This window comes from Natrinema versiforme (genome assembly GCF_005576615.1).
In the GTDB taxonomy this organism is placed as follows: domain Archaea; phylum Halobacteriota; class Halobacteria; order Halobacteriales; family Natrialbaceae; genus Natrinema; species Natrinema versiforme_A.
The window spans coordinates 661,227-681,325 of record NZ_CP040330.1; the positions used below are offsets into that span (position 1 = coordinate 661,227).

18 protein-coding genes are annotated in these 20,099 nt (G+C 67.3%); 11 read left to right on the forward strand and 7 right to left on the reverse strand.

Going from position 1 to position 20,099, the window contains the following annotated elements:
* Nucleotides 1-34: 34 nt before the first annotated feature.
* From FEJ81_RS03255 to FEJ81_RS03265, 3 genes are all read right to left on the reverse strand, one after another.
* Nucleotides 35-238: a hypothetical protein gene (locus tag FEJ81_RS03255; protein ID WP_229504751.1), complete on the reverse strand. Its 204-nt coding sequence runs from the start codon at nt 236-238 to the stop codon at nt 35-37.
* A gap of 71 nt (nt 239-309) precedes the next feature.
* Nucleotides 310-1,806 (reverse strand): DNA primase DnaG, encoded by a 1,497-nt coding sequence (gene dnaG, locus FEJ81_RS03260; protein ID WP_138243925.1) that lies wholly within the window; start codon nt 1,804-1,806, stop codon nt 310-312.
* Between the two features lie 252 nt (nt 1,807-2,058).
* Nucleotides 2,059-2,916: an ArsR/SmtB family transcription factor gene (locus tag FEJ81_RS03265; RefSeq protein WP_138243926.1), complete on the reverse strand. Its 858-nt coding sequence runs from the start codon at nt 2,914-2,916 to the stop codon at nt 2,059-2,061.
* A 177-nt stretch (nt 2,917-3,093) separates the two neighbouring features.
* Between FEJ81_RS03265 and FEJ81_RS03270 the strand changes: the two genes are divergently transcribed.
* The 5 genes from FEJ81_RS03270 (at nt 3,094) to FEJ81_RS03290 (ending at nt 6,923) form a co-directional block, all read left to right on the forward strand.
* Nucleotides 3,094-3,381, forward strand: coding sequence for a DUF3311 domain-containing protein (locus FEJ81_RS03270; RefSeq protein WP_138243927.1), 288 nt, complete (start codon nt 3,094-3,096; stop codon nt 3,379-3,381).
* On the forward strand, nt 3,378-4,865 hold the full coding sequence (locus FEJ81_RS03275) for a sodium:solute symporter family protein (protein ID WP_138243928.1): 1,488 nt from the start codon (nt 3,378-3,380) through the stop codon (nt 4,863-4,865). The genes FEJ81_RS03270 and FEJ81_RS03275 overlap by 4 nt, the downstream gene beginning before the upstream one ends.
* 132 nt (nt 4,866-4,997) lie before the next feature.
* On the forward strand, nt 4,998-5,660 hold the full coding sequence (locus tag FEJ81_RS03280; protein WP_138243929.1) for a hypothetical protein: 663 nt from the start codon (nt 4,998-5,000) through the stop codon (nt 5,658-5,660).
* A gap of 68 nt (nt 5,661-5,728) precedes the next feature.
* Nucleotides 5,729-5,956, forward strand: a complete 228-nt coding sequence (locus FEJ81_RS03285; RefSeq protein WP_138243930.1) for a DUF7860 family protein — start codon at nt 5,729-5,731, stop codon at nt 5,954-5,956.
* A 49-nt stretch (nt 5,957-6,005) separates the two neighbouring features.
* Nucleotides 6,006-6,923 (forward strand): HFX_2341 family transcriptional regulator, encoded by a 918-nt coding sequence (locus FEJ81_RS03290; RefSeq protein WP_138243931.1) that lies wholly within the window; start codon nt 6,006-6,008, stop codon nt 6,921-6,923.
* 144 nt (nt 6,924-7,067) lie between these two features.
* Here FEJ81_RS03290 and FEJ81_RS03295 read toward each other — a convergent pair whose 3' ends face one another.
* From FEJ81_RS03295 to FEJ81_RS03305, 3 genes are read right to left on the reverse strand one after another with little or no spacing between them, the layout of a single operon-like run.
* Nucleotides 7,068-7,937 (reverse strand): FAD binding domain-containing protein, encoded by an 870-nt coding sequence (locus FEJ81_RS03295; protein WP_138243932.1) that lies wholly within the window; start codon nt 7,935-7,937, stop codon nt 7,068-7,070.
* Nucleotides 7,937-10,324, reverse strand: coding sequence for a xanthine dehydrogenase family protein molybdopterin-binding subunit (locus tag FEJ81_RS03300; RefSeq protein ID WP_138243933.1), 2,388 nt, complete (start codon nt 10,322-10,324; stop codon nt 7,937-7,939). Before FEJ81_RS03300 ends, FEJ81_RS03295 begins: the two co-directional genes overlap by 1 nt.
* Nucleotides 10,321-10,800, reverse strand: a complete 480-nt coding sequence (locus tag FEJ81_RS03305; protein ID WP_138243934.1) for a (2Fe-2S)-binding protein — start codon at nt 10,798-10,800, stop codon at nt 10,321-10,323. Before FEJ81_RS03305 ends, FEJ81_RS03300 begins: the two co-directional genes overlap by 4 nt.
* 507 nt (nt 10,801-11,307) lie before the next feature.
* Between FEJ81_RS03305 and FEJ81_RS03310 the strand changes: the two genes are divergently transcribed.
* The 5 genes from FEJ81_RS03310 to FEJ81_RS03330 all read left to right on the forward strand — a co-directional run bounded on the left by FEJ81_RS03310 (nt 11,308) and on the right by FEJ81_RS03330 (nt 18,402).
* Nucleotides 11,308-12,261: an AAA family ATPase gene (locus FEJ81_RS03310; protein ID WP_138243935.1), complete on the forward strand. Its 954-nt coding sequence runs from the start codon at nt 11,308-11,310 to the stop codon at nt 12,259-12,261.
* Nucleotides 12,258-13,571: a VWA domain-containing protein gene (locus tag FEJ81_RS03315; protein ID WP_175416345.1), complete on the forward strand. Its 1,314-nt coding sequence runs from the start codon at nt 12,258-12,260 to the stop codon at nt 13,569-13,571. The genes FEJ81_RS03310 and FEJ81_RS03315 overlap by 4 nt, the downstream gene beginning before the upstream one ends.
* 40 nt (nt 13,572-13,611) lie before the next feature.
* Entirely contained in the window at nt 13,612-14,775 is a 1,164-nt protein-coding gene (locus FEJ81_RS03320) for an XdhC family protein (RefSeq protein ID WP_138243937.1), read from the forward strand.
* A 395-nt stretch (nt 14,776-15,170) separates the two neighbouring features.
* Entirely contained in the window at nt 15,171-17,837 is a 2,667-nt protein-coding gene (locus FEJ81_RS03325; protein ID WP_138243938.1) for a valine--tRNA ligase, read from the forward strand.
* Between the two features lie 211 nt (nt 17,838-18,048).
* Nucleotides 18,049-18,402, forward strand: coding sequence for a DUF7344 domain-containing protein (locus tag FEJ81_RS03330; protein WP_138243939.1), 354 nt, complete (start codon nt 18,049-18,051; stop codon nt 18,400-18,402).
* Between the two features lie 25 nt (nt 18,403-18,427).
* Here the strand turns inward: FEJ81_RS03330 and FEJ81_RS03335 are convergent, their stop codons facing one another.
* Nucleotides 18,428-19,132 (reverse strand): DUF1405 domain-containing protein, encoded by a 705-nt coding sequence (locus tag FEJ81_RS03335; RefSeq protein ID WP_138243940.1) that lies wholly within the window; start codon nt 19,130-19,132, stop codon nt 18,428-18,430.
* Between the two features lie 94 nt (nt 19,133-19,226).
* On the opposite strand from FEJ81_RS03335, the gene FEJ81_RS03340 reads away from it, so the two are divergent.
* Nucleotides 19,227-19,985, forward strand: a complete 759-nt coding sequence (locus tag FEJ81_RS03340; RefSeq protein WP_138243941.1) for an acetoacetate decarboxylase family protein — start codon at nt 19,227-19,229, stop codon at nt 19,983-19,985.
* Nucleotides 19,986-20,099: the final 114 nt, after the last annotated feature.

A 20,099-nucleotide genomic window follows, 5' to 3' on the forward strand; every position in this document is an offset into this window, starting at 1 on the left:
CGACAAAACTCGAGTTCGAACGGTCGATCGCGACTCAGTCGTCGGCGGCGGGAAACGACGGTTCCGAGGAGCGGTCGTCCGGCGTTCCGTCGGACCGCCCGCGTCGCGCGTCGGGACCGGGCGGATCGAACTGTTCGTCGGTTCGCGACTGGCCGGCCGCGGCAGTGCCCGTCACCCAGAGCGTCATGAGTGCCCAGACTCCGAGGAGCGCGACCGCAGCCATCGGCGGAGGTGTCATCGTGCGTCGCTCGGTACCGACGGTATATCAACGGCTCGGACCGGTACCGGCGACTGGGAATCGGTCGTCGATCAGTTCCCGTTCGGCGGCCGTTCCGCGACGTCGTCGATCGCGTGGATTCGAACCCCAGTCGGGCGCTTGGTGAACTGCCCGAGCGAGCGCGCGACGATTCGTTCGACGCCGCGGTCGGCGGCCAGATCGAGCAGTCGCTGGTCGAGGACCGTATCGAGCACGACCGTCGTCGGCACCGGCTCGAGCACCTCGAGCTCGTCGTAGACATCGGCCGCGTCGGCTTCACCGATCGCCTCGCCGTCGGCGTCGAGGAATCGAACGCGGCCGGTCTCCGACCGGATGATCGCAGTCGCGTGCCCGTAGACGGTTTCGGGCCCGGTCTCCGCGTCGGCCGCGGATGCGGATTCGGCCCGTGCCCCTGCGCTGGTCTCGTCAGCGTCGCCCGCTCCCGTTTCGCGCCCGTCGGCGGACTGCGCCGAGCCCCCCGCCGGCTCCGCGTCCGTTCGTTCGGTCTTCGCTCTCGCCGGCGTTCCGTCGGCGGCATCGGGATCCGTCGCGGCCTCGCTCGAGTCGGCCACCGCGTCAGTCGCATCATTCGCTTCACTCGAGGCTGTCTCGGACCCTGCGCGGCCGTCTCGATCACCGTCGGGCTCGTCGGCGACCGCCGGAGACGTGGGCTCGCCCTCCGACGGCCGCGGTGCCGGCGTCGTGCTGCCGTCCGTGGCCGCGACCGCCTCCCGAGGTTCGTTCAGTTCCGAGACGGTCTCGTAGGGGACCTTGTTCCGGAGCGCGGCGAACAGTTCGTGGTGATCCAACTCCTCTACCGAGCTGTCGGCGGGGGCGAACGCGACGTAATCGATGTCGCCGACCTGGGAGAGTTCCTCGAGGATCAGATCGCCGCCGCGGTCGCCGTCGAGGAAGGCCGTGACGGTGCGGTGGCGGGTGAGTTCGGCCACCGCGTCGGGGACGTTCGTCCCCTCGACGGCGATGGCGTTTTTGATGCCGTATTTCAGCAGCGTGAGCACGTCGGAGCGGCCCTCGACGACGATGATGGCGTCGCTGTCGGTGACGCGGGGACCTGCGGGCAGCCCTTCGTATTCGGTGATGTCCTCGACGCGGACCTGCTGGCGGACCTCCGCGAGGATCTCGTCGGAGGACATGATCGTGTCGTCGAACCCCGTCCGGAGGAGTTCCTTCGCGCGGTCGACGACTTCCTTGCGTTTGGCCGCTCGGACGTCCTCGATCTCGTCGACCTCGAGGTCGGCCCGACAGGGACCGACCCGGGTGATCGTCTCGAGGGAGGCGGCGAGGGTCGCCGTTTCGACTTTATCGAGGCTGGTCGCGATCGTTACGCGGCCGTGTGACTGGCCGCCGGTACTTGCGATTTCGACGTCTATGCGGCCGACTTTGCCGGACTGGCGGAGGTCGCGGAGATCGAGGTCGTCGCCGAGCAGGCCTTCGGTCTGACCGAAGATCGCACCGACGACATCGCTCCGCTCGACGATCCCGTCAGCCGTGACGGAGGCGTGAATGAGGTATTTCGACGTGTCTTCCATTGGAGATCTGTCCCCGGGAGGGGCGGTGACGCGGAGAGCGTACAGAGACCGATTTATATAGAATTTCGTTCGTGAGGGGCAAATAGCTGTTGACCTCCGCAGGAGTTGGTCAGCCGCGGCGTCCGCTGCCAGCAAACCTCGAGAGGCCGGGGCGCCGCGACGAGCGAGTGCCCGCTCTCGTGACAACAGAAAAGCGCCATACACACCCCGGCCGATTCGGTCGGCCACTGCGAATCGAACCGCCGCTCGAGGTCAGTACGACGGCCGGTACCAGTACCAGTATGCCGTGATCGCGAGCAGGACGACTAACCCGCCGAGGAAGAAGAGCAACCCCGGCGGGACGGAGCCGAATACCGTCTCGATCGCCTCCGCGCCGCCGTCGGTCGCGTTCTGGAGCGTCTCGTTGTCGGCGTCGAATCCGGAATCTGCGCCCCCGCCTCCGGCGTCGCCGTTGCTGGCGCTTTCGGACCCGTTCTGATCGGACGTACCGATGTCCGCGGCACTGAGATCGTCGCCTTCGTCCGCCGCTCCGGCACCAGCATCGCCCCCATCCGTCGTCTCGGTACCAGCGTCGCCCGCCGTCTCGTCGGTCGTCCTCCCACCGCTCGAGTCGTCGGTCGTCCCGGCCGGCTGTGTCCCCCCGTCCGCCGTCGACCCCGTTCCGGACGGAGCGAGCCACTGGGTCATCGCGTACTGAACCAGTAGACTGCCGCCCGCCAGCGCGCCGACGCCGCCGATAAACCGGGACAGCGCCTCCTTCAACTGCGTCGCCCGCGACTCGTCGCTCGTCACGATCAGCGGCCCGTCGGTCGTCGCGTAGACGCTCATCTCGTTGCCACGCGAGGAGTACCACGTGTCGACGACCTCGACGAGCCCCGCGTCCTCGAGGTTCTCGAGGTGGTAGCGAACGTTCTGGATCGAGGAGTCGACCGCGTCGGCGATGTCGCTGGGGGTACCGGGTTCGTCGTCGAGTTGGGAGTAGATCTGCCGGGCCGTCGTCGAGGAGAGCGCGCCGAACACCGCGTCGGCGTCCTCGCCCTCGAGGTCGACGACGCGCGGTTGGCCCTCTTCGGCGGCCGTATCGGAGCGAAAGGGGAAGAGACGGGCCATACGAGGTTCGCTTCCTATTCGATGACAAACACATATACTCTTTTTCCTCGGTGAAAGAGCGATTTCAGCTACCGAAAACCGCACCACGAAGCCGGGGGCAGTAGTTCGATGAATATATCTCTTCGATAGCGTTGTTCGAACAGTAAAGGTTACCCATGTCGGGACAAACCGTCGCACATGCGACGGACCGAACTGGGGGGCTGGATCGCCGTCGGAATCGTCCTCGCCGCGCTTGCGATTCCGTGGTTCCTGTGGGGATCGGCGACCGTCGTCGCCGGCTTGCCGATCTGGCTCTGGTGGCACATTGGCTGGATGGTGCTCGCGTCGGCCGTCTTCTGGGTATTCACCCAGCGCGCATGGGGAATCGGCATCGAAACCGGTGGACGCGATACCGACTCGCTCGAGGGGAACAGGACCCGAACTGAACGCGCTCGAGACGGCCGGCCCGGAGGTGACTCGCCGTGAACGCGGTCACGCTCCAGCTCTCGATTATCGTGGGCTACCTGCTGATCGCCCTCGCTGTCGGGCTGGTCGCCTACCGGCTGACCGACCGCATTGCCGAGGACTTCTACCTCGCGAGCCGGACGCTCGGGACGGTCGTCCTGCTGTTTACTACCTTCGCGACACTCCTGTCGGCGTTTACCTTCTTCGCCGGGCCGAACATCGCCTACGCGCAGGGTCCCGAGTGGGTGCTCGTCATGGGCCTGATGGACGGGATCATCTTCGCGATTCTCTGGTACGTCGTCGGCTACAAGCAGTGGCTGCTCGGCCGGCAGTTCGGCTACGTCACCCTCGGCGAAATGCTGGGCGACCGCTTCGGCTCCGGGTGGCTCCGCGGCCTCGTCGCCGGTGTCAGCCTGCTGTGGCTCTTCCCCTACGTCATGCTCCAGCAGGTCGGGGCCGGCACCGCGCTCGAGGCCCTGACCGACGGCGCTGTTCCGTACGCCGCCGGCGCGGGACTGATCACCGCGTTCATGATCCTCTACGTCGTCGTCGCCGGGATGCGCGGGATCGCGTGGACCGACACGCTGCAGGGGGCGTTCATGCTCGTCACGACGTGGGTCGCCGTGCTGTGGGTGCTCGCGGCCGTCGGCGGTCCCGGCGCTGCGACGGACGCGCTCGCGTCGAACCCCGAAACCGGTGGCTTCCTCTCGCTGGGGAGCGACTACTACACGGTCCCGTGGATGCTCTCGACGGCGATCACGATCGGCTTCGGCGTCGCGATGTTCCCGCAGGTCAACCAGCGGTTCTTCGCCGCCGGATCGGAAGCCGTGTTCAAGCGCTCGTTCGCCCTCTGGCCGATCCTCTGTGTCCTGCTGTTCGTCCCCTCGTTCATGCTCGGCGCGTGGGCCGCCGGCCTCAAGGTCGCGGTTCCCGAGGGTGCGAACGTCCTGCCGCTGGTCCTCGCGGAGTACACGCCGACCTGGTTCGCCGCGCTCGTCATCGCCGGCGCGATGGCCGCGATGATGTCCTCCTCGGACTCGATGCTGCTCTCGGGGTCGTCGTACTTCACGCGGGACCTCTTCCGGCCGATCGCCGCGTTCTTCGGCGTCCGACTCTCCGAACGCCAGGAGGATCTGATCGCCCGCGGCGGCGTCGTGGTCTTCGCGAGCGCGGCGTTTCTCGCCAGCTTGGGGCGGCCCGCGACGCTGTTCGAACTCGGCGACGCGGCCTTTAGCGGTTTCGCCCAACTCGCGTTGCCGGTCCTGCTCGCGCTCTACTGGCGCAGGATTACGCGAGCCGGCATCACCGCCGGCGTGGTGGCGAGTCAGGCCTTCTACGTCTCGAGTCTCTTCCTCAGCGTCGTTCCCGGTTCCTACGGGGGCTGGTCGGCCGGCATCGTCGGGATGGGGCTCGGTCTCGTCGTCACCGTCGTCGCCTCCCTGCTGACCTCGCCGGCGGCCGCCGAACGGCGTGCGATCTACTTCGATCGACTTGGCGCGGACTGAGACGGATCGCTGTAGCGATTTCCCGGCACAATCCCGACCGCTCTGGGGTTGTGCCGGCAACGACTTCTCGCAGCCCGGATGACGCTGTCGCAACCGCCACGCCGAAAGGCCCCGGCCGCATACGCACCGTCGATGGCCATCGATCTGCCGCCCGCGGTCGCCGACACGTGGGACCGCCTCGGCACCCGAACCGATCAGACCAGCATCTCGCTCGCGACGGTGACCGCCGAAACGACGATCTTCGAACACCGATCGACCGCCGACGCGCTCGAGTCGCTCCGGAGCGGCGGCGACATCCCGGCGCGGTCGCTGTTCACCGTCGATCTCAGCGTGTCGCCGTCGCTGTCTACCATCGGCCTCGACGCCGCCGACGCGCTCGAGACGGCCGCGCCGAAGGTCCGCGACCAGTTCATCGAGACGCTCGAGGACGACGACATCGCTGTCGGCGGTGAACGCGCGAGCGAGTACATCGATCGGCCGGACGGGGCGGTCGGACACCTTACTGTCCTCGAGGCTGCGTATCCGATCGACGCCGAGAACACGGCCGACGGTGACAGCGGCGACGGCGCACGCGCCGGGAGCGAGACGATCGACGCCGAAGCGCACGTCGCCGTCTGGCCCGCCGCCGACGCGTACGTGATGGCCGGCGGGGTGCTCCCGCTCGAGGCACCCGACGGCGCGGACCTGCTCGGGGCCGCCCTCGACGTCGATCCGGCCCGCGACCGAGAGGCGATCGTCGACCTGTTCCGGGGGCTCGACCTCGAGGCCGCGGACGACAGTGCGACCGAGGAGTGACGGGGTCGGATTCGAACCGGACATCAGAATGTCGAAATAATTAATGGAGCGGCCGTGTACCACCACGTATGGGATACTATAGTGGCCCAGACTACTCGCGGCTCGCGAAGCGGGGGTTCTTCCTCGGACTCACCCTTTTCGTCATCGGCGCGGGCAGCGAGTTGGTCGGACACGCGTTCTTCGGATCGCTCCCCCAGTGGGAGAACACGCTGTTTTACGCGCTGACGATGATCGGCTTTGCCATCGGCTTTGCCTCGCCGTTCGTCTTCGGCATCATCATGCCGCTGACCGAATAGCCGGCCGACGACTCGGTGGTTTTGTAACCGCCCCGCCTAACTGTCGACCATGCAAACCCACATCGTTCCGGTCGGCTTCGACTACGACCGGCTGATCGCGCCGCTCGTGCGCGATCAGATCGATGTCGACAGCGTCATCTTGCTCGAGGGGGCCGTCGGAAGCGAGGCCAACGTGGAGTACTCTCGCCATCTCTCGAAGAAACTCGAGACGGACTTCGAGAACCTGCTGGGGGCCGAGACCGAGCGGTTCGTCCTCGAGGACGTCTACGACTACGACGATGCCTTCGAGCAGGCCTACGAACTCATCACCGCGGAACTCGACGCCGGCAACGAGGTCTGGGTCAACGTCGCCGCGATGCCCCGAACCGTGAGCTTCGCGTTTGCCAACGCCGCCCACTCCCTGATGGTCGAACGCCAGGAGGACCGCGAGGGGATCCACACCTACTACACCGCCCCCGAGAAGTACCTCGAGACCGAACTCGCCGAGGAACTCAGGGAGCAGATCGCGCTGCTCGAGGATCTCCGGGAGACGGAGGAGGGGATCGAGAACGATCGAGTCGGGACCCGCCTCGAGAGCGCCCGCGACCTGTTAGCCGAGTTCGACGAGCGCGGGACGACGATCGGCGCGAAGGAGATCGACGGCAAGCACATTGTCGAGCTGCCGGTCGCCTCCTTCTCGAACGTCAAACCGTTCGAGGAACTCATCCTGTACAAACTCGGCGAGGACGGCGAGTTCGACTCCGTCTCGGAACTGGCCGAATCGCTGGCCCGCGAACTGAACGAGGAGTACACCGACAGCTTCCGGTCGAAGGTCATCTACAACGTCGATCGGCTGGGTCCGGGCGGCAAGGGCTACATCGAGCGCGAGGAACACGGCAAGTCCTATCGAACTCGCCTGTCGCGGATCGGCGAGCTGTGGGTACGTGCCCACTCCAACGACGAGTCGGAGTCCACGGACCAGCCGTGACCACGGGTCGTCCGTCGCTCGACTCGGCCGATCGGTCCGCGCGCGGTTCTCCTTCCAGTCCGACACTCTCTCGAGCGAGCGGAAGCCCTGCGCGGTCGGACGACCCGCGTTGAATGGCCGGAAAACGGCTGGGACGCGCTGCGATCAGACGTCGTCCAGCAGGTCGTACAGCGCGCGCTCGGTGTCGATCGTCAGGAGGTGGGCGCGGTACTCGGCAGTCGCCTGCACGTCCGAAACGAACGCCTCGTCGTCGACCGTGGTTCCGGCCTCGGCCGCCGCCGCGGTGATCGTCTCCTCGGAAACCGCCGCTCCCTCGAGTTCGTCCTCGACGGCCGGCAGTCTCGTCGGCGTCGTCGTCGCGCCGGTGACGGCGACCCGAGCCTCCTCGATCGCCTCGCCGTCGGTGCGGAGCCAGACGCCGACGCCGACCATCGCGTAGCCCGAGAGCGGATCGCGACGCTTGCGGTAGGCGCTCACGGCGTCGTCGTCGGTCGGGAGCCGAACGGCAGTGACGATCTCGTCGTCGTCGACCGCCGTCTCGAACGGCCCTTCGAAGAGATCGGTCGCGTCGATCGTCCGCTCGCCGTCCGCCCCGCGCACCTCGAGCGCCCCGTCGAGTGCGAGCAGGGCGGCCGGCGGGTCCGAGCGCGCGTCGCCGTGGGCGAGGTTGCCGCCGATCGTGCCGCCGTTTCGGACCTGCGGGTCGCCCAACTCGGCCGCGGCGTCGGCGAGCGCGGCCGCGTGCTGCCGGACGGGTTCGGACTCGGCGATCTCGGCGTGCGTGGCGAGCGCGCCGACCGAGACGGCGGTTCCGTCGTCCGCCGCTTCGATCGCATCGAGCCCGCTCAGTTGGCCGATATCGACGAGCGCCGGCGGCGATTCGTCTCCCGTCTTCATCCGCGGCAACAGCCCGTGCGCGCCGGCGACCAGTTCGGCCCCGTCGTGGTCGCCGAGTAACTCGAGGGCGTCGTCGACGCTGTCCGCTCGGTAGTAGTCGAAATCGTTCACGTACATCAGCGATCGCCCTCCGTGGCTCGCCAGACCGATTCCGGCGTGATCGGCATGTCGAGGTGGTCGACGCCGAACGGCTCGAGCGCGTCTGCGACGGCCGACACGATGGTCGGTGTCGCCGCGATCGTCGCCGACTCGCCGACGCCCTTCACGCCGAGGGGGTTGTGCGGGCTCGGCGTCACCGTGCTGTCCGTTTCGAAATCGGGCAACTGCGTCGAGTGGGGGACGGCGTACTCGTCCATCCGACGGGTTTGGAGATGCTCGTCGTCGTCGTACGCTGCGCCCTCGTAGAGCGCGGCACCGATCCCCTGCGCGATCCCCCCGTGGACCTGTCCCTCGACGATCATCGGATTGATGATCTCCCCGCAGTCGTCGACCGCGACGTAGCGTCGGATCTCGATATCGCCCGTTTCGGGATCGACCTCGACGACTGCGACGTGGGTCCCGAAGGGGTAGGTGAAGTTCTCCGGATCGTAGAAGTTGGTCTCCTCGAGGCCGGGGTCCATTCCCTCGGGCAAGTCGTGTCCGAGATACGCCTCGTGAGCGATCGTCTGGATGTGGAGCGACCGATCCGGTGCGCCGGCGACGCGGAATTCGCCGTCCTCGAACTCGATGTCGTCGACGCTCGCCTCGAGTTGATGGGCGGCGATCCGACGGGCCTTCTCGCGGACCTCGCGGGCGCCCCGGGCGATGGAGCCGCCGCCGACCGACGCGCTCCGGCTGCCGTAGGTCCCCATTCCCTGCGGGATCCGATCGGTGTCCCCCTCGACGACGTCGACGTCGTCGACGGAGACGCCGAGTTCCTCGGCGGCGATCTGGGCGTACGTCGTTCGATGGCCCTGCCCCTGATCCGCCGTCCCCGCGAGGACCGTCACCGATCCCGTCGAGTCGAACCGGACGATCGAACTCTCCCAGCCGCCGGCCTGCGCGCCGAGATCCCCCGCGAGTCCGGACGGCGAGAGCCCCGCGGATTCGACGAAGTTGCCGATGCCGATACCGATGTATCGGTCCTCGTCTCGAAGCTCGCGCTGGCGCTCGCGCAAGTCGTCGTAGTCGACGTGCTCGAGCGCCAGATCCATCGCACGTTCGTACTCGCCGCTGTCGTAGACCAGCGCCGCGGCGGACTCGTAGGGGAACTCGTCGGGGGGGACGAGGTTCCGCCGCCGCAGTTCGGCCGGGTCCATCTCGAGTTCCCGGGCCCCGGCGTCGACGAGTCGCTCGATCACGTAGATCCCCTCGGCCCGGCCCGCGCCGCGATAGGCGTCGACGGGCGTCGTGTTCGTGAACGCACCGACGACGCGGCAGTGGATCGCCGGAATCGCGTACTGGCCCGAGAGGACGGTCGCGTAGAGATAGGACGGCGTCGCGGTCCCGAACTGCGAGAGCTGCGCACCGAGTCCGGCGTGCGTTTCGACGCGAACCCCGCGGATCGTCCCGTCGTCGTCGAGTGCGATCTCGCCGGTCGTCACGTGATCTCGCCCGTGACAGTCGGTCAGGTAGCTCTCCGAGCGCGTCGCCTGCCACTTCACCGGCCGGCCGAGTTGCATCGAACACCAGGCCGTGACGGCCTCGTCCGGGTAGTGGTAGATCTTGCTGCCGAAGCCGCCGCCGACCTCGGGAGCGATCACCTGAATCTTGTTCTCCGGAAGGCCCAGCGTCCCCGCCGAGAGCAGCATTCGATGGAGATGCGGGTTCTGACTCGTCATCCATAGGCGCAACTTCCCCGTCGCGTCCTCCCAGTCGGCGAGGGCGGCTCGCGGCTCCATCGCGTTCGGAATGATGCGCGGCTGTCGGAGGTCGACGGTCGCGACCCGATCGGCGTCGGCGAACGCTTCGTCGGTGGCCTCCTCCTCACCCAGTTCGAAGTCGAAGGCCACGTTGTCCGCGGCCTCCTCGTGAACCGGCGGCACGTCGCGCTCGACCGCCTCGACCGGATCGGTCACGTGCTCGAGCGGTTCGTACTCGACCGCGATCCGCTCGAGCGCATCGTGGGCGACGTGTGGCGTCTCCGCGACGACGGCGGCGACGGCGGTCCCCTCGTGGCGAACCTTGTCCGTGGCGAGCATGCGATATTGCGGCTGCACGAGGCCGGGGAGGTCCCACGCGGTCGGAATCGTGTTCGGAACGCCGCTTTCGACGACGTCCTCGCCCGTGTACACCGCGACGACGCCATCCATCGCGGCCGCGTCGCTGGTGTCTATCCGCTCGATTCTCGCGTGGGCGTGATCGGACCGGCGGATAGCCAGATGCGTCGTTCCGCGCAGGGAGATGTCGTCGGTGTAGTCCCCGGACCCGGTCAGCAGCGGAACGTCCTCGCCGCGTTCGATGGCGGAGCCGAAGGCGCCACCGCTGTCGGCGCCGGACTCACCGCTCGAATCGGCGTCGCTCATCGGTGCTCACCCGACTGTTCGGCCGCGGCCTCGATCGCGTCGACGATGTTCTGGTAGCCGGTACACCGACAGAGGTTGCCCTCGATCGCCTCTCGAATTTCCTCGCGGGACGGGTCGTCGGCCTCCCGCAAGAACGTGTCGGCGCTCATGAGCATCCCCGGCGTACAGTAGCCACACTGGAGCCCGTGCTGTTCCTGAAACTGCTTCTGCAGGGCCGAGAGATCGCCGTCGTCGGCGAGTCCTTCGACGGTCTCGATCTCCGAGCCGTCGGCCTGCACGGCCAAGCGAGTACAGGACTTGATCGTCTCGCCGTTCTCTCTGACGGTACAGGCGCCACACCGCCCCGTCTCACAGCCGACGTTCGCCCCGGTATACCCGAGTTCCTCTCGAAGCGCCGTCACGAGCAACGTCCGCGGTCGGACGGTCAGGTCGTGCTGTTCTCCGTTCACTGTTACCGATATACCGTGTGTCGTCATTCATTTTCCTCCGGTTTGTAGCGTCACTCGAGTCAGCGGACTGTTCACGATACCCGTGATACAATCCCACACGACATAGTCACCACATTACGGTAAATAGGTTCGCAACGGAATTCCGCCGCTGACCCGTACTGGTCCACGGGTGACGCCTCTCCGTCGCCGATTTCCGACCCGAGTTTTCGAGGCGGGTTTCCCGTCATTCGGACGCGGATGCCGTCAGTCCGGGTCATCGGACGGCTCGTCGATATCGCGGACGAGACCCGGGCCGCCGGTCGCGACGAGTGCCGCGCGAGGAATCGTGACCGGCCGCCAGTGCCCGCTGTGAGTGCGACCCCGGCACCGATATCTCGGCCTGCTCGTTCGACCGACCGTTCGCCTCGGTGACTATTTCTCGAGGAAGATTTACCGTCTGGAACACCGTGGAACGAGACGAACTCCCAATGGATCTGCGAACCAATAACTATCGATGGCTCGGAGCGGACCGATGCCGGTTCACCGCGAGCGCGCATGACTGAGCCGACTGCCACCCCGTTCGCGGAGTATACCGAGGCGGATCTCAGACGGGTCTTCGACCGAACGGGGTACGTCGCCGAGGACGACATCCTGATCCCGGTGTTGCTCGCGCTCCGGCTCGGGAAGCCGCTGCTCATCGAGGGCGAACCCGGGAGCGGGAAGACGGAGTTAGGAAAGGTGCTCGCGGACGGGCTCGAGACCGACCTCGTTCGGTTACAGTGCTACGAGGGGTTGGCGGCCGAGAACACGCTCTACGAGTGGAACTACACGAAACAGCTGCTCTCGGTGCAGGCCGGTGAGCGCGGGGTCACCGACGACGGTTCGGTGTTCGACGAGGAGTATCTGCTCGAGCGGCCCCTGCTCCGGGCGCTCTCGGGCGACCGCGACCGCCCCGCCGTCCTCCTCATCGACGAAGTGGACCGCGCCGATCGGGAGTTCGAGGCGCTGTTGCTCGAGTTCCTCTCCGATTTCCAGGTCTCGGTACCGGAACTGGGGACGATCGAGGCGTCGGTTCCCCCGATCGTCCTGCTCACGTCGAACCGAACGCGCGGCCTCAGCGACGCGCTCAAGCGGCGCTGTCTGTACCTCCACGTGGAACCGCCGTCGTTCGAAAAGGAACGAGAGATCGTCCAGCGGAAAGTGCCGGAGCTGGACGGCGCGACCGCCGCGGAGATCTGTGGCGTCGTCCAGCGGCTCCGCGAGGAGCCCCTGCTGAAACGGCCGGGGATCGCGGAGACGTTGGACTGGTCTCGCGCGCTCCTCGAGCTTCGATCCGCGAGCGAGGACGGGAGTAGCGAACCCGCGGCGTCGCTTTCGCCGCAGCTGATCGATCGGACCCTGTCGTGTCTGTTGAAGGAGGTCGAAGACGCGTCCCGTATCGACGACGAGCTCCTCGAGACCCTCGCCCGGGCGGCCCGCGACGCTCGGGAGCGGACGGAGGCGCAGTGACCGATCCCCCCGAGTCCGCCGGTCTCGAGATCGTCCGGGACCACGTCGTAGACGAGGTAGTGAGGCTCGCCGACGCGCTCCGGGCCGAGGGCGCGACCGTCCCGCCGACGGCGAGCGTGACGGCCGCTCGAGCCCTCGCAGCGCTCACCGAGTACGACGAGCCGACGGTCCGTGTCGCCCTTCGGGCGGCGCTGATCTCTCGACGGCCGGACATCGCCGCGTTCGAACGCTGCTTTCCGGCCTTCTGGGCCAGGTTCACCGGCGAGGGTACCGCCGAATCGCCTCCGGCCCGCGACGGGGCGACGCAGCCCTTCGCGGTGCCACGGGGCGGTGCCTCGAGTCGGGACGGGGGTGGCGATACCGCGGACTCGCTCGAGCGGACCGAACGCGCCCGGTCGTCCGTGACGGAATCGAACGCGTCCGTCGGCGGAGACGACGAACCCGACACCGAAACGGACCGAAGGCACGGGTTCCACGCGCTGTCCACGCGGACCGGTCGCTCGGAACCGCTCGCCGTCGACGCCGTCACGGCGACGGCCGCGGACGTTCGGGAGCCGCTCGAGCGGATCGGTCGCGTACTGGGACGGAAACGGGGGCGACGCTTCACGGATGCGCCGACGGGCTCCGAACTGAACGTCCGCCGGACGCTGCGCCGGAGCTTCGGGACCGGCGGAACAGTTCTCGACGTCGAGCGATACGACTACGATCGAACGGCGGTGAACGCCGTCGTCCTCGTCGACGTGAGCCGTTCGGTCCTCGACAGCGTCGATCGCGGGTTTCTGCTGGGCGTCCTTCGGCAGCTGCACGCCGACTGGCGATCGGTCCGCATCTTCTTCTTCGATACCAGTCTGCGAGAGGTCACGGCGCAGTTCGACGAACCGTCGTCCGAACGCGCGATCGCGGCCCTCGAGCGGGCCGAGACCGAGTGGGGCGGTGGCACCAAGATCGGGCACGCGCTCTCGACGCTTCGGAACGACTATCCCGAGGTCGTCGACCGAGAGACGGCCGTGTTCGTGATCAGTGACGGCCTCGAGGTCGGCGAACTCGATCGGCTCGAACGGGGGATGAACTGGCTCTCGGCGCGAGCGGACGCGGTCCTCTGGCTCAATCCCTTGGCGGCCGACGCCGAATACGAGCCCGCCTGCCGCGGCATGGCGGTCGCCGCTCCGTTCGTCGACGGACTGTTCGGGTTCGCCCGGCCGACAGACCTCGAGGAGATCGCCAGACAGCTCTCGCTTCGCGGCGTTCACGGTCGGATCGGCTACGAGTACGACGGGCGCGGCGACGCGAACGCGGACCGGCCGTCCTGACCACGAGAAAGTATAATTATACGAGCGGCCAAGTCATGATATGACTTCGCAAGACTGGAGCGTGCCCGAGACGGAAGTCCTCGGCGCGGTCCGCGAGGCGTGTACGTCGGATCGGCGAGCGGTTCTCGCGACGATCGTCCGCGTGGAGGGAAGCGCGTACCGCCGGCCGGGGACGAAAATGCTGATCGACGGCGACGGGGACGGCGTCGGGAGCCTCACCGCGGGCTGCCTCGAGGACGAAGTTCGCTCGCTCGCGGCGTCCGTCCTCGAGTCCGGGCGGCCTCGGCTCGAGCGATTCGACTTGAGCGGAGACGACGACGTGTGGGGACTCGGTATCGGCTGTAACGGCGTGATCGATATCTTCCTCGAACCACTCACCGACACACTCGAACCACCGCTGAGCGTAGTCGACGACGGCGGTGACTGTACGGTCGTCACGGTCCTCGAGAGCGAGGACGCGGCGTTCGCCCGCGGCGATCGTGCGTACTACCACGCCGACGCCGGCGAGTTCCGTGAGCTATCCGGGACGTGGCCCGACGACGTGACGGCCCGGCTCGAGGAGTCCGCATCGGCGCTCGCGCCGGCCGGCACCGCGGAGACGGTCACGATCGACAGGGGCGGTTCGGCGGTGACGCTCTTTCTCGACGGAATCGCCGCGCCGCCGGAGCTCGTGGTCTTCGGGTCGGGACACGATGTCGCCCCGGTCGTCCGGTTGGCGACGCTGGCCGACTTTCGGGTGATCGTCGTCGGCTTCCGCGGGGCCGTCGCGACGAGCGACCGGTTCCCCGCCGCGGATCGCACCGTCTCGACGGCGCCCGCACGCATCCGCGAGACGCTCGAGTTGGACGAGCGGACGTACGCCGTCGTCATGAGTCACAACTTCGTGGACGATCGGCTCGCCCTCGACGAACTCGTGCGGTCGCCGGTCCCCTACGTCGGTCTGATGGGACCGAGCAAGCGCTTCGAGGAAATGCTCGAGGCGTTCGCCGAGGAGGATCGAACGTTCACGGAGGCGGAACTCGCGTCCGTCTACACGCCGATCGGACTGGATCTGGGGAGCGAGACACCGCATCAGATCGCGATGAGCATCGTCTCCGAGGCCCTCGCCGTCCACAACGACCGCTCGCCGGCCCATCTCAGGGACCGGGACGGCGCGCTCCACGACCGAGCCGATATCGAACTCGACGACCCGCCACAGCAGTGACCGACGCCCGCGAGGCCGCCGTCGGGTCGCCGCGATCGGTGCCGTCGCGGCGCGGGTGTGTGGCTTCGTGTGCTTTCCGACAGTCTGGTCCTCGTCCCGCGCGTGAGTACCCGTCTACGGCCCGGTCGCGGTCGCTGAGACGCGAAACACCTAACCCGGTCGCCGCTCGATAACGAACACATGGCGACGCCCGTCACGGCTGCGTTCGGTTCGTTCGACGGTCCGCGCGCCGGCGTTTTCGTAGGGGCGCACTAGCCCCGCGTTCACCACCCCGTTTCGACGGATGTATTGTCGCCGACCGGTATTCACCGAGCAACGGACCACTCTATGGACGACAGTCAACCGCACTTCCGGCGATCGACGCACCGACCACGCCCGCGACGGGCGGTGAGACCATGAGCACGGACACGCCCGAACACGCCGACGACGAGCCCAGCCTCGAGGGCGGCTACGATCCCGACGCCGTCGAATCGCGCTGGCAGCAGCGCTGGATCGACGAGGACGTTTACGCCTACGAGGGCGACGAAAAGCGGGATCCGAACACCGTTTACTCGATCGACACGCCGCCGCCGACGGTCTCGGGCAGCCTGCACATGGGCCACCTCTACGGCTCGACGCTGCAGGACTTCGCGGCCCGGTTCCAGCGGATGCACGACGGCGACGTGCTCTTTCCCTTCGGCTACGACGACAACGGGATCGCCAGCGAGCGCCTGACCGAGTCGGAACTGGACATCCGCCATCAGGACTACGAGCGCCGGGAGTTCCAGGAACTCTGCCGCGAGGTCTGTCAGGAGTACGAGGACGACTTCACCCGCAAGATGCAGAACCTCGGAACCTCGATCGACTGGAACAACACGTACAAGACGATCGAACCTCGCGTCCAGCGGATCTCCCAGCTCTCCTTCCTCGACCTCCACGAGAAGGGACGCGAGTATCGGAAGAAGGCACCCGCGATCTGGTGTCCCGACTGCGAGACGGCCATCTCGCAGGTCGAGATGGAAGACGACGAGCGCGGCTCGCACTTTAACGACATCGCGTTCGAACTCGTCGGCGAGGACGCCCCGCGCGAGGAGTTCGTCATCTCGACGACGCGACCGGAACTCATCCCGGCCTGCGTCTCCGTCTTCGTCCACCCGGACGACGAGGAGAATCAGGACCTCGTCGGCGAGACCGCTCGGATTCCGATCTTCGGCCACGAGGTGTCGATCATCGAGGACGAGCGCGTCGACATGGAGAAGGGAAGCGGCGTCGTGATGTGCTGTACCTTCGGCGACCAGAACGACATCGAGTGGTACCAAGCCCACGACCTCCCGCTGCGCGTGGCCATCGACGAGTCCGCGACGATGACCGACCTCGCCGGCCCCTACGAGGGCATGTCCACCGAGGAGGCCCGCGAGGCCATCGTCGAGGACTTAGACGACGAGGGCTACCTCCGCGACCGCCGGGAGATCACCCACGCCGTGCAGGTCCACGAACGCTGTGACACCGCCGTCGAGTACCGCGTCTCCAAGCAGTGGTACGTCGAAATCCTCGACCACAAGGAGGAGTACCTCGAGGCCGGCCGGGAGATGGACTGGTACCCCGAGAAGATGTTCGCCCGCTACGAGCACTGGATCGAGGGCCTCGAGTGGGACTGGCTAATCTCGCGCCAGCGTGACTCGGGCATTCCGTTCCCGGTCTGGTACTGCGGGGACTGTGATCACCCGATCATGGCCGACCGTGAGGACCTGCCGGTCGATCCGCTCTCGGACGAGCCCCCCGTCTCGGCCTGTCCGGAGTGCGGCCACGACGAGTTCGAGGCCGAAGAGGACGTCTTCGACACGTGGGCGACCTCCTCGCTGACCCCGCTGATCAACGCCGGCTGGGACTGGGACGCCGAGAGCGAGGCGTTCACGATGGACAACCCCGAACTCTACCCGTTCGACCTGCGCCCGCAGGGCCACGACATCATCTCGTTCTGGCTGTTTCACACCATCGTCAAGTGCTACGAGCACACCGGCGAGGTGCCCTTCGACGCGACGATGATCAACGGCCACGTGTTAGACGAGAACCGCGAGAAGATGTCCAAATCGCGGGGGAACGTCGTCGCACCCGACGAGGTGCTCGCGGACTACCCCGTCGACGCCGTCCGGTTCTGGGCCGCAAGCGCCGCGGTCGGCGACGACTTCCCGTATCAGGAGAAGGACCTCCGGGCCGGCGAGAAGCTCCTGCGCAAGCTCTGGAACGCCTCGAAACTCGTCGACACGCTCGCGCCCGCCGATCCCGACGAGCCCGCCGACCTCGAGGCGATCGACCGCTGGCTCCTCGCCGAGCTAGACGACGCCGTCGCGGACCTCACCGCCCACCTCGAGGACTACGAGTTCGCGAAGGCCCGCGACCGGCTGCGGACCTTCTTCTGGAACACGTTCTGTGACGACTACCTCGAGATCGCCAAGACCCGAGAGGACAACCCCTCGACGCAGTACGCGCTGCGGACCGCCCACCGCACGTTCCTCGAGCTGTGGGCACCGTTCCTGCCCCACGCGACGGAGGAGATCTGGCAGGCCGTCTACAGCGACGACTCCGAGACCCTCGAGAACGACAGCATCCACGTCCATGACTGGCCCAGCCCACAGGGCTACGATGCTGACCTCGAGGCCGGCGAGACCGCCATGGAAGTCATCTCGGCGCTGCGTCGCTACAAGAGCGAAAACCAGCTACCGCTGAACGCCGACCTCGAGTCGGTCGCCGTCTACGGCCCCATCGAGGGCTTCGAGGACGCGATCCAGCACGTGATGCACGTGCGGGAACTCGACGTGCTCGCGGAGCCGCCGGAGATCACGACCGAGGTCGCCGAAATCGACCTCGACTACTCCACGCTCGGCCCGAAGTTCGGCTCGAAGGTCGGCGAGATCGACGCCGGCATCGAGAGCGGCGAGTACGAAATTGACGACGACGCCGGCGTGCTGCGCGTCGCCGGCGAGGAACTCGAAGAGGAGTTGTTCGAGGTCGAACTCGAGCGCACCTACTCGGGCGAGGGCGAGATGGTCGAAACGGAGTCGGCCGTCGTCATCCTCGAGTAACACCGCAGCGCGCTCTCGCTGTCGTTCCACGAATTCTGACTATCCCGTTCTCGCGTCCGTCTCTCCGTGTTGAACGTCACGAAATACGGCCGAAAACCCCGCCAGTAACAGAATAGTTATGACGACACCGGACAATCGTGACGCGTGCTCTGCTGAAGTCGGAACGAGCCGCCATGTCGTTCGCCGCCGTGTAAGCCGAGTACAGAGCACCATGAAGACAGATACCTCAGACGCCAACCCCGTCGGAACCGATCGGCCCCTTCCCCCGAACACGATTTTCGAGCTCTTGCTCGAGGAACAGCGCCGATACGCACTGTACTACCTCTCCGAGAAAGTGGGGGCAGTCAGCCTCGAGGATCTCATCGACCGAATCGCCGATCGGGAGGGACAGTCGACTCGCGAGCGGATCGACCGGATCACCGTCGAATTCCACCACAACCACCTGCGGAAGCTGATCGACGCGGACGTCCTGCGGTACGACGCGGACGCCGGCACGGTCGAGCGCCGGGCCGCCGCCCGCTCGCTGGATCCGTACCTCGAACTCGCGTCCGTCGACGGCCTGTAGATGACCGCCGTTGCTCGAGTCGGGGCTACGCCCGACTCCGGGCGGCTTCGCACTTTTTGACCCGGATCGCGAGCGCGAGAAACACTGCGAGCAGTACGAAGGTGACTTCGCCCGCAGCGATCACGCCGAGCGCGTCGGCCTCGAGGAACATGGCGGTGTCCCGCGCAACGGGGATGATCGTGTGGTGTGGCTCGCCGACGATCGGAACGAAGTAGTCGACGATGAGGTTGCTCCAGTACCAGACGGCGGCGACGCCGACGGCCCACACCGGAAAGTCGCTGATCCGGTGGAGGACCAGCGCCTGGACGACCATCGCGAGGTGGCTCCAGAAGAGGAAGTGAAACATCACCGGCGAGAGGTACGCGTAGGAGTCGGCAAAGGCGAGCAGCGTCATCGGCGTCCACAGCCCGAGCACGAGGTTACCGAAAAACGCGAGCGCGGTGAGCCACGGCTGCTCGCGGCCCAGTTTCCACGCGGCGATCGCCAGCGCGACGAACAGCGTCGCGAGCGGGCTGTCCGGCACCCACGGCCACAGCACAGTCGCGGTCCGAGTGAACTGCCCCGAGTAGTACCAGAACCCGAAGGCCGTCCCCGCGAGGTTGATCGCCACGACCAGCCACGCGAACCGCAGCCCCAACTCCTCGAGCGTCGTCGGCACCGGCGCGAGATACGCTGGCAGCGACTCGTCGTCGGGCCGCTCGCAGTCCGCCGTCAGCGTCGACGCGGTCATTGTCCGGCGCGACGGACGGAACCCGCAAAACAGTAGCGGTTATCGCTGCGCACGGTCCCGTACTACTACGATCGACCCCGCCGTAGTGTCAGCCATGACAGCAGTCGACGAACGGACGCGACGGCAACTCTCGACCGGCCACGAGGTCGCGCTCCCGCTCGCGCTCTCGTTCGCGATGGGCGGCGTTACCGTTCCGGCGCGGCGCAGCCGGCTCGAGGCGGTCCTGCCCGACGGGCTCTCGTCGCTCGCGATCGCACCCGGTATCGGCTGCGTCACGCTCGTCGGGATCCAGTACCATCGCGTCGGCGGTGGCACTCGAGGTGCGACCGGACTCGAGCCCTACGACGAGTTCGCCGTCATCGTCCCGGCGGTCCGCGGGAGCCAGACGAGCCTCCCGGGCGCACAGCTCGCCGACGGCGAGATCGGCGGCTACGTCCACTGGCTGCCGGTGACGACCGACCCGTCGGTCGCGCTCGGCCGAGAGATCTGGGGCTATCCCAAGGAGCGGGCCGCTATCACGGTAACCGACGGGCCGGACGGCGTCCGTACCGTCGTCGACGGCGGCCGCTACGGAGACGAATCGGTCCGCCTCGAGATCGCCCGCCCGCGACTCGAGCCGACCGCGCGCGACTGGACGATGGCCAGTTACACGACGAAAGACGGCGCGCTCCTGCGGACGACGGCCCGAATTCGGGGCGAGGTGGCGCTCGGCCTCGGGCCGTCGATCGGCACGCGACTCGAGGTCGCGCCGGAACTGGCCGAGGAACTCGGGCTGTGGCGACGACCCATCGCGCGGCTGTACGGGTCGTCCGTTCGTGCGCACCTGTTCGAGGGTGAGCGGGTGGATGGGTGACGCGGCCGCTCGAGCGCTCGAGCGTCCCGCGAACGTCGCGGCTCCCGAACCATTTCGGCCCCTGCGGCCGAATCGGCCACAACGAACACGCGTAAGTGGCGGGGCTCCAAACCG

Bases quoted from the DNA above. Each gene is read 5' to 3' on its own strand.
- FEJ81_RS03255 (WP_229504751.1), bottom strand. From the start codon at position 238: ATGACACCTCCGCCGATGGCTGCGGTCGCGCTCCTCGGAGTCTGGGCA.
- dnaG (WP_138243925.1), bottom strand. From the start codon at position 1,806: ATGGAAGACACGTCGAAATACCTCATTCACGCCTCCGTCACGGCTGAC.
- FEJ81_RS03265 (WP_138243926.1), bottom strand. From the start codon at position 2,916: ATGGCCCGTCTCTTCCCCTTTCGCTCCGATACGGCCGCCGAAGAGGGC.
- FEJ81_RS03270 (WP_138243927.1), top strand. From the start codon at position 3,094: ATGCGACGGACCGAACTGGGGGGCTGGATCGCCGTCGGAATCGTCCTC.
- FEJ81_RS03280 (WP_138243929.1), top strand. From the start codon at position 4,998: ATGGCCATCGATCTGCCGCCCGCGGTCGCCGACACGTGGGACCGCCTC.
- FEJ81_RS03285 (WP_138243930.1), top strand. From the start codon at position 5,729: ATGGGATACTATAGTGGCCCAGACTACTCGCGGCTCGCGAAGCGGGGG.
- FEJ81_RS03290 (WP_138243931.1), top strand. From the start codon at position 6,006: ATGCAAACCCACATCGTTCCGGTCGGCTTCGACTACGACCGGCTGATC.
- FEJ81_RS03295 (WP_138243932.1), bottom strand. From the start codon at position 7,937: ATGTACGTGAACGATTTCGACTACTACCGAGCGGACAGCGTCGACGAC.
- FEJ81_RS03300 (WP_138243933.1), bottom strand. From the start codon at position 10,324: ATGAGCGACGCCGATTCGAGCGGTGAGTCCGGCGCCGACAGCGGTGGC.
- FEJ81_RS03305 (WP_138243934.1), bottom strand. From the start codon at position 10,800: ATGACGACACACGGTATATCGGTAACAGTGAACGGAGAACAGCACGAC.
- FEJ81_RS03310 (WP_138243935.1), top strand. From the start codon at position 11,308: ATGACTGAGCCGACTGCCACCCCGTTCGCGGAGTATACCGAGGCGGAT.
- FEJ81_RS03320 (WP_138243937.1), top strand. From the start codon at position 13,612: ATGACTTCGCAAGACTGGAGCGTGCCCGAGACGGAAGTCCTCGGCGCG.
- FEJ81_RS03325 (WP_138243938.1), top strand. From the start codon at position 15,171: ATGAGCACGGACACGCCCGAACACGCCGACGACGAGCCCAGCCTCGAG.
- FEJ81_RS03330 (WP_138243939.1), top strand. From the start codon at position 18,049: ATGAAGACAGATACCTCAGACGCCAACCCCGTCGGAACCGATCGGCCC.
- FEJ81_RS03335 (WP_138243940.1), bottom strand. From the start codon at position 19,132: ATGACCGCGTCGACGCTGACGGCGGACTGCGAGCGGCCCGACGACGAG.
- FEJ81_RS03340 (WP_138243941.1), top strand. From the start codon at position 19,227: ATGACAGCAGTCGACGAACGGACGCGACGGCAACTCTCGACCGGCCAC.